The following is a 13,322-nucleotide window of genomic DNA, read 5'->3' as shown; positions in this document are numbered from 1 at the left end:
TCAGCACATCTTAAATCCTGATCTTCCTGCTTAATTATATCTTGGAACATCAAATGTTTTTCTTAGAGATTCTATCTCCTGATAATAGCTGTAAATGTTACTTGTTTGTTTATAAGCCCATCCTATATCGGTGGCATATTGATGGGTACCAGGATTATCTGGGTTCCACCTCATTTTGTACAAGGTATCCTGCTGATGCGTAGGGTTATGAACATAAGATTCTGCAATAAATTTTGTTCCTCCTTCAATTGCTTCTTCAGGAGAAAACCACCCCTCTTCATAAGCTCGTATGGATCCACGAACATTAGGGCTACTGTCAACAGCTCCTATACCAAACATATTATATATACTTCTGATATTATTTGCCTGACTTTCGTCAAAGTCATTAACTTGTTCAATTGACCAACTACTTCCATTCTGCTCAGCGATATAGGTGCCATTTGGTTGAATAGTCACCCATTCATTATTGCTTATCTCGCCTACACGGATAGAACCACTTGATAATAGCGAGCCACCGTTTCCGGTCTCCAGTAAAGCGTGTGATAATAAATAAAATTCATTTATACTATACTCATTTGCTGCATTACTAAAAGCCTTACCAGTACCCGTTAAATTGCCTTTATCTCTTAATTCATTATCCAAATAACTAACCGGCACACCGGATGTCTCCGATAAAACAAGAAATTGATACATATCTCGATGACTTGAATCCAATGTAAAATTGTTAGGATCGACATTGTTTTCAATATCTGCGGCCTGAGCAAATTGCCAATGTTCTCCATGATCAAATTCTATGGCATACCATGTTGTATCCGAACCTTGATTTGTATCTTGTTCAGTTCCGATAATTGTAACGTGATCTCCCTGGTTTAACCTTCCAACAGGACTCATTCTCGTATTAGGTTCGAATCTTATATTTACCCCTGCCTCTACCGTCCCTCGGTCTCCATTTCTGTCAATGTAATTACTTGAAACATAAGCAATACTTTGATTGTATGAATCAGTTCGAGGGCCGCGGTGGGCTTGGGTGTTAACCATGTCGGTAATTGAATAATTGTAGTCTGTATAAAAAACACTCTCTTCCCCATCTAGGAGGCTTTCTATTCTTTTCAAGGTAATCTCATCTGCAATACCGCTAACCGGCAAACCATGAGCCTCTTGAAAATCTTTCACAACCCCTTCTGTCACGCTTCCATAGACAGTCGAAGGATCAGACGGGAAGTTCCCAAACCCTAACGCAGTTAAATCTTCTTTCAGTTCAACCACATAGTCCCCGCTATTTCCGTCTTGATATGGGGAAGATAATATCTTTTCCATTTTTGCTAACGTCACTTCATCGGCGATGCCGTTAGTTACCAAGCCATAATAGGATTGAAAGTCCTTCACAACCAGTTCTGTTACGCTTCCATAGGCAGTCGAAGGATCAGTCGGGAAGTTCCCAAACCCTAACATCGTTAATTCTTCTTTGAATTCAACGATGTAGTCACCACTTTCACCATCTTGGTAGGGCGAAGATAAGACCCCTTCTATTTTGGATATCGTCGCCTCGTTTGCGACACCCGTAACATCCAGACCATAGTAAGATTGAAAATCTTCCACAACTCCTTCCGTTACACTCCCGTAAACTGTTGATGGATCCGTCGGGAAGTTACCGAAACCTAACGCGGTTAAATCCTGCTTCAGCTTAACAATATGCTCACCGGTATCTCCGTCTTGGTACGGTGGGTCCAAAAGATCACTTACGGTTGCCAACGTTATTTCATCCGCTATACCGCTAACCGGCAACCCTTGTGCCTCTTGAAAATCTTTCACAACTCCCTCGGTCACACTGCCGTAGGCAGTGGAGGGGTCCGATGGGAAGCTTCCAAATCCTAACGCAGTTAAATCTTCTTTCAGCTCAACCACATAGTCCCCACTATGGCCGTCTTGATACGACGAAGCAAAGACTTCCTCCATTTGAGCTAATGTCGCTTCATCCGCATCTCCCGTTACATCCAAACCATAGTGGGATTGGAAGTCTTCCACGACACCTTCTGTCACACTTCCATAAACCGTTGAAGGATCGGACGGAAAGTTACCGAAACCTAACGTAGTTAAATCCTGCTTGAGATTGACAATATGCTCACCGGTATCCCCGTCTTGGTACGGTGGGTCCAAAAGATCACTTATGGTTGCCAACGTTATTTCATCCGCTATACCGCTAACCGGCAACCCTTGTGCCTCTTGAAAGTCCTCCACGACCCCCTCCGTTACACTGCCATAAACCGTCGAGGGATCGGACGGGAAGTTCCCAAACCCTAACGTGGTTAAATCTTCTTTGAGTTCAACCACATAATCGCCACTATGGCCGTCTTGATACGACGAAGCGAAGACGTCTTCCATTTGTTCCAGGGTCGCTTCATCCGCGTTGCCTGTCACATCAAGGTCATAGTAGGATTGAAAATCCTCCACGACGCCTTCGGTTACACTTCCATAGTAAATCGATGGGTCCGATGGAAAGTTGCCAAATCCTAACGCGGTTAAATCCTGCTTAAGATCAACAATATGCTCGCCTTGATCTCCATCTTGGTGCGGAGGATCGAAAAGATCGCTGATGCTCGCCAGTGTTTCTTCATCCGCTATACCGCTAACCGGCAACCCTTGTGCCTCTTGAAAGTCCTCCACGACCCCCTCCGTTACACTGCCATAAACCGTCGAGGGATCGGACGGGAAGTTCCCAAACCCTAACGCGGTTAAATCTTCTTTCAGCTCAACCACATAGTCCCCACTATGGCCGTCTTGATACGACGAAGCAAGGACGTCTTCCATTTGTTCCAGGGTCGCTTCATCTACGTTCCCTGTCACATCAAGGTCATAGTAAGATTGAAAGTCTTCCACGACACCTTCTGTCACACTTCCGTAAACCGTTGAAGGATTGGACGGGAAGTTACCGAAACCTAACGCGGTTAAATCCTGCTTGAGATTGACAATATGCTCACCGGTATCCCCGTCTTGGTACGGTGGGTCCAAAAGATCACTTATGATTGCCAACGTTATTTCATCCGCTATACCGCTAACCGGCAAACCTTGTGCCTCTTGAAAATCTTTCACAACTCCCTCGGTTACACTCCCATAGACAGTGGAGGGGTCCGATGGGAAGCTGCCATATCCTAATGCGGTTAAATCTTCTTTCAGCTCAACCACATAGTCACCACTATATCCGTCTTGATACGGGGAGGAGAGAATTTTCTCGATTTTGGCTAATGTTACTTCATCCGCAACCCCGGTCACACCCAGATCATAGTGGGCTTGAAAGTCTTCAACAACTCCTTCCGTCACACTTCCATAAGCCATTGAAGGATCGGACGGAAAGTTTCCAAACCCTAACGCGGTTAAATCCTGCTTGAGCTCATAAACATGCTCACCATTATCTCCGTCCTGATAGCTAACCTCAATACTTTGCATGGTTCGCGGCTCGTCTACTTCATCGGTTTCTTCTTTATTTTCTTGGTTATTGTCTTCGCTTTCTTCTGCTTGATCTTCTTCTTTGACCTTATCTTCGCTTCGCTCTTCTCGTACTTCTTCTTCCAGTAATTCAATTTCAATTTGTTCAACGGTTTCATTACCAGCAACATCCGTGACTTCGATGATTAATGTACTCGTTCCTTCTTCGAGCACATCATTGATTTGAAACCCTCCATCTTCGTCGAGAGTCACCGCATCCTCTTGATAGATCTCTTCCTGCTGTTCCAACCTGTACTCAACGTCTGGCGCTTCTTCACTGATTTCATATTCTGATAGTGAAGAATCGACTTGTCCTTGGATGCCATTATCTTCAGCAAGATAAATGCCATCTTCATTGACTTCATCTAAATGAATCTTCGCATTGTCACTGTGTACCAAGATTTCTTCCCATTGGTAGACGGCTTCCTGATCATCTTCCGCTACGATAATCTCTATGTAATAATGGCCGTCTTCAATGTCCTGCGTTTCTTCCCGGTCTAGGCCCTCGACCGTTAAGTCCCATTGGTATTCATGAGAATCTCCATCAACGTCATTGAATTCTTCAATGATCCCGAGCGGTTCCTCCGTTTCATAATCTCGGATATATAGACCTATTTGATCCTTGTTTTCTTCCAGTTCGGAAGAAATCAAGACCTCTTCCGAACTGTCATTGAAAACATTTGGCTCTACATCAATTAAATCCTTATTCTCTGATTCATTGGCACCTTCCGCTATTTCTTCTACCGCTGATACAGGAAGACTGGTGCCTACTATTAATACAGTTGCTAGAAAGCTTGCACTACCCCGTCGCATAGCTCTTTTGCGCTGATTCATTAACTTTCCTCCTAATTAATTATTATAGATTTAAGCGACCTCTAATTTACAATCATATTATTTTGGGTCTGATAGCAAATGCCAAGAGCCCACATTAATCTATTCATTATATCGGTTATTAAGCAAATTACTTCAGTTAAGTTGCACATAACATAAGAGAGGAGGAAAATAAAACCTATAACATTAGTATATAAAATACCTTTTTATGAATCAATACACAAAAAAAGAAAAAGGTTTCACCCATAGGAGTATGTTATCAATTTATATAAAAGTTGTTCGCATAATTCGTATATTGTAATTAACCCTGCTATTTTAATTATCACTGAGTAGATATTAGATACTAGAGATGGTAAAATAAACTTAAATGATTTACATGGGGTTGATTATGCTTGGAAACTATGGAAGCAGCGCGTAAAGATTTAACTGTATATCAAGAATTAGGAGCAAAAACCAATTCTGCTGACTTTCAACGTTGGTTAAACGCTGGATTGTTAAATGATATAGATGAGACTTTTGTTACAGAAACGCAAAAATATTGGGAAAACAACTACGGTAAAACTGTTGATCCTTCTCTACATTTGGCTTATATGAATTATACTGGGAAAAAAGACACTAGGGTCATACCTGGAAAAATAATGAGAAAAGAAATTCTTCCCGTATTTAATGATTATGATATATCAACATTTTATAAAGATAAAAACCTCTATGAGATTTTGATCAATCCCCCGAGATCAGCTGAAACCATATTAAGGAATATAGATGGAACCTATTTTGACTCGAACAACGATAGTATTGATATTATAAGTGCTTCACAGATATTACTGAATAGCCATAAAGATTTGATCATAAAACCCAGTAGATCGAATAATGGTAATGGCATCAGAAAACTCACCGTTCAGGATGAGAATATTTATCTTGATGGAAAGACTGTCACCATCCATCATTTGGAGGAAATGTACGAAAAGAACTTTATGGTTCAGAAAGCAATACAGCAACATACTAGCATGGCCGCTCCTCACCCGGCTTCTGTAAATACGCTCAGAATGGTGACGTTTAGGTGGAAAAATGAGATCAGATACTTGTTGGCATTTGCTCGTTTTGGAAGCAATAATGATATAAGGGATAACGCTGGTGCTCATAGTGGTGTTGATGTACGTCTTGGTGTTACTGATTCAGGCGAGTTTTTCAATCTAGCAGTAAGTCAGTATGGCCAAACCTATACTCACCACCCTACTACTGGTTATTGTTTTGCTGATCTTGAACCCATCCCTAATTTTGATGAATATAAAAGATTTGTCAAAGACTGCCATAAAAATATCTTTCATCTCAATTTAATTTCATGGGATATTGCTATAGATTACGACGGAAAGCCTATCTTTATAGAAGCTAATTTTGCGGGAACAACAAATTTTTACCAAATTGCCGCTCAAAAGCCTATGTTTGGAGACTTGACAGATGAAGTGCTCGAATATGTAAAAAATGAACTTAGAACCAATAAACCGAAATTAATGAAAAAGGATAGACAGAAACTCGAACAAAAAATTGAACAAAAAAAATTAAAAAAACAGCAAATGCAAATACAAAAATTAAAACAAATGCAGAAAGAAAATGTTGACCTAAAAAAACAAAATCAGAAACTTAAATCATCACTTGAAAAGAAAAATAATAAGCTTATAACGAGAAAAAATGAACTTGAAGCCGAAAAAGAGAAATATAAAAAAATAGTGCATAGCAAAAGTTGGCGTTACACTCAACCTTTTCGCTACCTACGAAAGTCGATTAAAAAAATAATTGATGTTGGGACATAACTAGCCCAAAAAACTAACAGTGGTTGTTCCGATCATCAGTTTTGATGACTGGAACCATTTTTTCCTTGGTTATTTTTCTTGTCAAACTGTACCCTATTAAACGGGGAAAGGACTGGTGAATACGGCGGTCAATTCTTACCACTTGTGCCACTAGCTTTGCATTAAAATGAAACACTACTTGTCAAGCAAAAAGACTCGAAATTCGATCAAAAATTATGGGATTTTTGTCCAAAAAGCACAAAAAACCTTATAATGAGAGGAACGGTGGTTCACATCCAAAACTCTCACTATAAGGAGCTCCTATGGACAAGAATACCACAACAAACACATTTAAGGAAGCTTTATTTATATCAGAATCTACAAGATAATGTGTTCATTATTCTGAGGTCACTTGACATTTCTCAGTGAATTTTATGCATCGCTAATGCACTTGTGCGATCTTTTTACCACCTTTTGCAGAGGGATGTACCCCTTGCAAAGCCTTTACCACACATCAAATTGGGTTGAATATTACCATATGACATAGCCAGGTGTACTATCGGTAGAGCCACTAAGAGAGTAATGATAAGCGTTTCAGGGGTTATTTGAGTGAGTTTTTCATTCTGTGTATCATTTTTCATGAGTCTTCCTTGCGAGGTACGATGATGATTCATCGTTCACTCCACACTATACTAAGGGGCCCTTTTGTATTCAAAGTTCAAAATTTCCCCTAAAAGGAATGCTTTTTACCGGGCACATAGAAGATTTTCAAATTTATCAAAGCAATATTTATGGAATGTCATCAAGTTAATAAATAACTACAACACTAATATTATTCTATACACCCTTTAGATCTTATAGTTCTTTATCTTTTTTCTTTAGCATTTCTTTAAGTTCTTTGTTTTGCGCTTTTAATTCATCAACTTGACCTCGTGTTTCTTTCATTTCCTTTTTTTGTTTCTTCAATCTATCTTTTTTCATTAATTTAGGTTGAATTGTTTTCAACTTATCACTGACATGTTGAAGTACTTCTTCTGTAAAATCCCCAAAAGGAGGCTGTTGAGTAATAAATTGCCCTAACCATAAAGGTCCTGAAAAGTTAGCTTCTATAAAAATAGGTTTCCCGTCAGAACTTATGGCAATGTCCCATGAAATGACATCGAGATGAAGGATATTCTTATGGCAATCCTTGACAAATTGCTTGACTTCATCAAAATTAGGGATGGGGTTAAGATCAGCAAAACAATAACCAGTAGTAGGATGGTGGGTATACGTTCGCATATCATCATCTACTGCAACATTTAAAAACTTTCCTGTATCGGTAATACCAAGACATAAACCACCAGTACCTGTATTGTCATTGATATGATTATTTCCACCAAATCTTGCAAAAGAAGGTAAATACTTTATACCTTGTTTCCATCTAAACGTGTACAGTCTCAGTGTATTTACAGAGGATGGATGAGGAACGGCCATGCTAGAATGTTGCTCTATGGCTTCCTGAACAATAAAATTTTTAGCGTACATCTCCTCTAAATGATGAATAGTGACATCTTCCCCATCTAGATAGATATTTTCGTCTTCAACTTTGAGTTTAACAATTCTTTTCCCATTGTTTGTCCTGCTAGGTTTTATGATCAAATCGGAATTGTGTTCTAATAATAGCTTATTGGCACTTGCAGTATCGACACTATTGTTATTTGTATCAAAGTAATTTCCATTTATATTCTTCAACACAGTTTTAGGTGATCGAGTGGGATTGATCATAACATCATAGAGGTTTTTGTCCTTATACCCGATCGACATATCATAATCATTAAATAATGGAAGTATCTTTTTTCTTAATACCTGACGAGGTGTTATCCTATTATCCTTTATTCCAGTTAAATTCATAAAAGCGATATTTAAAACAGGATCAACGCTTTTACCATAATTCCTCTTCCAATATTCCTGTACTTCTTTAACAAAGAATTCATCCACATCATTTAATAATCCAGCATTTAAACAACTTTTAAAAGGATGTGAATCTGTTTTTATCCCTAAGTCTTGATATACAGTCAAATCTTTAGGCATCGCTTTTTTATTTGTCAATCGCAACAGCCCCCACATACTTTCTGTTCATATGTCTTAGACCTCTTTAATGTTGCACAGATTACATCCTGGGTATGGTCTTAACTATCGAATGTTATATTGTTTTCCTCGACCGAGTTTCTATATTCAGGAAAGTATTATTAAGATCGTTTGGTGAGGTTCCCTATACTTCTTAGAGGTTTCGTGTAGCGCCATGACCGGCTGTTTTTAAGGAGTCTGTACATTTGTTCGAGTTGTTCTTTTTGCTGTTGAACTTTTTGCAGCTTATATTCTGCAATATTATTTTCACGCTCAAGCTTCGTTATTTTTTGTTTCATTTTATCTTTATCTGCTTTTTCCTCTTGTAATTGTTTTTTTAGCTTATTTTCTTTGGATTCTTTTTTTATTTCAAAGCCTATTTTTACTGGCTTTTCATAATCTTTATCTTTTACGTTTTCTACCTGTGCATAATCCGGACCCTGATAACAGATGTGTTTGAATGCATTAACATCATCCTGATTTGAGCCCGCGACAACCACTACGACATTGCCACTTTCCTTGTTTTGGGTGTATCCATGTAAATGGCGTTGTAACGCCTGTTTGCGGATCCATTTTCGGTAACCAACGCCTTGGACATGGCCGCTTATGACATATCTTTTTGCGTATAGTTTCCCTATTAGAGGTAATGTAGCCTCAACTTTGTCGGTTGACCTGCTCTTCAGAGACTCCATGATACTATCAAAATCAAAATATAGGTTTGTTTTCTCTACACCTGATGATTCAGGGAAATAATAATCAACGAGAGCTTTTGAGATGTCTCTCGCTTTACCTTCCACTGGGAATAAATGAGGTCCTAACGCAGGCATAGTATTAACTTCTATAACAAATCCTCTATTATTATTCTGATCAAAGATTATATCTACTCCAGATGCTTCCAATCCAGGGATAATTTGAGCTGCTTTAATGGCCATTTCTTTGATTTGGTCTGGTAATTCGCAGGTGATATCCGTAGACTCTCCCCCGGCAGAAATACTTGCTTTTTCCCGTAAATATACTTGATCTAAACTCTTTGGTACACTGTTCAAAGTGTAACCGGCGACTCGCATCAAATTCAACGCTTCTTTGTCAACATTTATCAAACGGCTACTGTGGTGAGGATTTTTCTTTCGGCCATTATTCTTTATCTCTATTAAATCTTGGATAGTGTGTACTCCGTCCCCCACGATATTAGCGGGTTTTCTTTTAACAGCCCCTATTACTTTATCGTCGAGCACAAAAATTCTAAAGTCGTCCCCAAATATTTGTTGTTCAACAATAACATCCAGGTAACCTAGCTCTCGACGAACATGAACCAAAGCTTCTTTTAACTCATCTTCCTTTTGGATATTCGCCACGACACCCTTGCCGCCATTTTCACTGATCGGTTTTAAAACGAGAGGGTAGCCCAGTTTATTGGCATAATCCACGATTCCCTCATCAGCAGTATCTTCCTTAAATCTTTTTCCTTCCGGGACGGGGACCCCAGCTTTTGAGAGGTATTGCTTTGTGAGGTCTTTGTTATCACAAATGTCATACGCCTCTTCGGTTAACAGGTCTCCGCGTGACGACTCAAATTTGTGTTCTCTCCCTTGATAGCTTAGAGAATACCGAATGCGCAGTTTATTTTCCGGATCTTCAAGCCTATAAAACTTTACTTTTATCCCTCGCCGCCATGCCTCCAGAGCAATCGTGTACATACTGAGCCTTTTCCCGTATGCTGATTTCGGAACAGCATTCGCCAGGTGGGACAACCATCCGTTACTATAAGCCATTATAAAATCACCTCCTATAATTGAGAAGCCTGTACTGGAACTTTTAATCTTTTGTTAAACAGTGTCACCAAAGTGTCATCGTTTTATAATACGTTTGAGTATATCCAAAGTAGCGCGTACCGGATATGTCGCACGCCAAACTTTGCTGTTTTTAATCTTAGTGTACTCTTTCATAACACGATCATACTCTTTATGAACGTTCTTCACTTTCTTTTTGGTATGAGCACTTTTCATGTAAAAGCCCATTTTTAAGGGTTTATTCCATTCTTCTTCAGTTATTTGTTCTACTTCTGCTCTTTCCGGGCCCTCAAGGCACAAATCCTTAAAATGATTAACAGTTTTTTCTTTTTCACCTGCGACGACCACTTCTACAGTGCCGTCCTTCAGGTTTTTTGCATAGCCGTGTAGCCTTCTTCGCAAAGCCCTCTGTTTTATCCACTGTCTGTACCCAACACCTTGTACATTTCCGGTTATGATGTACCTTTTTCCATATAGTTTACCGGGAGGGGGAGCAGTTACTTCGACAGTGTTCGCTGCTTTACTTTTTAGAGGAACCAAGACTTTATTAAAATTAAAATAAAGATTGGATCTTTCTATATCTTTTGTTTTCGGAAAATAATAGTCAATGAATGCTTTGGCAAAATCTCGTGGTTCCCCCTCCATTGGGAATAAGTGGCCGCCGATTCCCGGTCTGGAGTTTATTTCGATGACTGTACCGGATTTGCTTTTTTCCTGATCGACGAGCAAATCGACACCACTTTGTGCCAATCCGGGTACCGCCTTGGTCGCATCAATCGCAATCTGCTCCATTTCCGGGGTTAATTCATGGGTGACATCCAGAGAATCCCCGCCATTAGACAAATTACTTTGCTCTCTCAAATAGATCCGCTCTCCCTCATTAGGGATAGATTCCAATGTGTACCCGGCATCGGCAATCAAATTTTCGACTTCCAAATCAATCTTAATCAGGCGGCTCGTCAAATGGGGGTTTTGTTTTCGCATTTCATTTTTAATATAGATTAACTTCTGAATGGTATTAATCCCATCGCCCACGACATTCGCCGGTATTCTGTTCATAGCCCCTAAGACTTGATCGCCAAGCACAATGACGCGAAATTCCCGTTTTCCCGGGACATGTTCTTCGATAATGACGTCAGGGTATTCAAGCTCTTCTCTGACATAAGGCAACGCCTTTCGTAACGCCTCTTCATCTACAACATTAGCAAAGACGCCTTTGCCTCCGTTTGCACTGACAGGTTTTAGAGCAAGGGGGTATCCCATCGAATTGGCATAATCGATGATTTCCTCGTTGGGGCTTTCCGCCAAAAACTTCTTTCCTTTAGGTACCGGAACCCCGGCTCTTTCCATATATTCTCTCGTTAGCTGTTTATCATCACATATTTCGAATGCCTTATCCGTATTATAATCCCCCATCGATAAGGAAAAGTGATGCTCTGTTCCATTATGAGATAAGGCATATCTGATCTTCATTTTATATTCCTCATCATAGATCCGGTAAAACCTTAACGTAATGCCCCTTCTCCATCCTTCGAGAGCTACTGTGTACGTGCTAATTCGTTTCCCCTGCCCGGCTGTCGGCACCGCATCAATAAGATGTGGCAGCCATTTATTTTTGACTTCCTTGACTTCCTCCATCAGTAAATCCTCCCAAAGTTACGCTTTCGTTTATCATCTGCTGTAAATGTTACTTAATAGAAAATACTTTCTTCATCATATTCCCTGTTTTCCTTAAGGGTCGAGTGATTCTCCAAGAACTGCTTTGTTCAATCATGATATTTTGACGTTCCAGGCGGCTTTTTTCTTTTTGTATTGCTTGCATTTGTTCTTGAAGACTTTGCCACTGGGCTTCAAGTTGATTCAATCCGGCTGCCTCCACCTGCGGACTGTCAATATCAAAACCGATTTTAATCGGCGCTTCCCACGGTTCTTCCTGCATTTGCAAATCTTCATGTCGGTCTTTTCGTTGTGTAAAGACTTGCTTATAGGTCTCCAAATCCTGTTTGTTTGTACCGGCGATAAGGACTTCCATATCACGACTGCCGAGCGTTTTGATATATCCACTTAAGTTGTTTTGCAATGCTTGCTTTCGCAACCATTGGTGATAATTCCTATCTTGAATAACGCCGGATATGATGAGTTTCTGGGCGAACAGGTTGCCGGTTGGTGCCGGTGCTACTTCTACCTCTGCAACGGCACCGTTTTGTAGTGTGTCAATGATTGTTTTAAAATCAAAATAAGCATTTGATTGGCTGATTTGAACTTCCTTTGTTTCCGGAAAATAATCGTCGATAAGCGCTTTCGGAATGTCCTCGGCCTTTCCTTCCATGGGGAATAGAAAAGAACCAATCCCCGGCCTTGTATTTAATTCAATGACAAATCCTTTATTATTTTCCCAGTCGACCATCATATCTAAGCCGCAATGGGCCAATCCGGGGACAGCTTGGCACGCTTGTACCGCCATTTCTCTTAATTCGGGCGTTAACCGGTCAGTGACATCGACGGGATCTCCTCCGGAGGAAACATTACTTGTTTTCTTCAAAAAAATACGCCGACCATGCTTAGGAACAGTGTCCAGCGTCAAACCCGACTCACGCAGCGTCGTATACAATTGCCTGTCCAGTTTTATGGGCCGATCATATAGATGGGGAACATTTTTTCTTTCTTCATTTTTCATATCGATTAATGTTCGAAGCGAGTGCTCACCATCTCCGACTACGTTGGCAGGTATTCTGTGAACAGCGCTGAACAATTGGTCACCGAGAACAAAAATACGTACCTCATCGCCGGTAATGTATTGTTCGACGATAATTTCCTTGAATCGGAGTTCTTCCCTAACGTAGAAAATGGCTTCCTTTAATGTTTTTACGCTCTGGATATTAACGATGACCCCTTTGCCACCACTTCCATTCGTCGGTTTCAATACGAGCGGAAAACCGGTGGTTTTAGCGTACTGTACAATTTCCTCCTCCGGTATTTCCTCTGTAAACCTCTTTCCCTTAGGTACAGGAACACCGGCACTGGATAACCATTCATACGTTAAAGCTTTGTCATCACAAATGTGAAATGCCTCGTCCGTGATTTTATCTCCTTTAGATCCCGCAAAATGATGTTCTCGGTCCTTGCTGGCGAGTGAATAACGATATTGTGATTTATGATACTCATCTAACTCCGTATAAAACGTTAACGTTAATCCCCGTCGCCAGCCTTCCAAAGCAATGGTATACATACTCACTTTATTCTTACATGATTCAATCGGTATGGCATTGTTTAAATGCGGCAGCCAATGTTCATTATAATTCTTCACGGCAAGATCCCC

The 13,322-nt window shown here is 40.2% G+C and carries 6 protein-coding genes; 1 reads left to right on the top strand and 5 read right to left on the bottom strand.

All coding sequences use genetic code 11. The features are described 5' to 3' along the window. Positions 1–30: 30 nt before the first annotated feature. On the bottom strand, positions 31–4,317 hold the full coding sequence (locus tag DT065_RS20000; RefSeq protein ID WP_114373400.1) for a peptidoglycan-binding protein: 4,287 nt from the start codon (positions 4,315–4,317) through the stop codon (positions 31–33). A gap of 398 nt (positions 4,318–4,715) precedes the next feature. Between DT065_RS20000 and DT065_RS11195 the strand changes: the two genes are divergently transcribed. Continuing rightward, positions 4,716–6,125, top strand: a complete 1,410-nt coding sequence (locus DT065_RS11195; protein WP_227002811.1) for a sugar-transfer associated ATP-grasp domain-containing protein — start codon at positions 4,716–4,718, stop codon at positions 6,123–6,125. Positions 6,126–6,959: 834 nt separating this feature from the next. On the opposite strand, the gene DT065_RS11190 is transcribed toward DT065_RS11195, so the two are convergent. From DT065_RS11190 to DT065_RS11175, 4 genes are all read right to left on the bottom strand, one after another. Continuing rightward, complete coding sequence (locus DT065_RS11190; protein WP_160112518.1) at positions 6,960–8,195, bottom strand: sugar-transfer associated ATP-grasp domain-containing protein; 1,236 nt, start codon at positions 8,193–8,195, stop codon at positions 6,960–6,962. A gap of 140 nt (positions 8,196–8,335) precedes the next feature. After that, positions 8,336–9,985, bottom strand: a complete 1,650-nt coding sequence (locus DT065_RS11185) for an acylphosphatase (RefSeq protein WP_114373395.1) — start codon at positions 9,983–9,985, stop codon at positions 8,336–8,338. Between the two features lie 75 nt (positions 9,986–10,060). Further along, positions 10,061–11,641: an acylphosphatase gene (locus DT065_RS11180; RefSeq protein ID WP_114373393.1), complete on the bottom strand. Its 1,581-nt coding sequence runs from the start codon at positions 11,639–11,641 to the stop codon at positions 10,061–10,063. A 49-nt stretch (positions 11,642–11,690) separates the two neighbouring features. Further along, positions 11,691–13,310, bottom strand: coding sequence for an ATP-grasp domain-containing protein (locus DT065_RS11175; RefSeq protein ID WP_160112517.1), 1,620 nt, complete (start codon positions 13,308–13,310; stop codon positions 11,691–11,693). Between the last annotated feature and the right edge of the window lie 12 nt (positions 13,311–13,322).

Origin of the sequence: Salicibibacter kimchii, assembly GCF_003336365.1 — a bacterium.
Classification (GTDB): domain Bacteria; phylum Bacillota; class Bacilli; order Bacillales; family Marinococcaceae; genus Salicibibacter; species Salicibibacter kimchii.
This window is presented reverse-complemented; position numbering and strand designations above follow the sequence as displayed.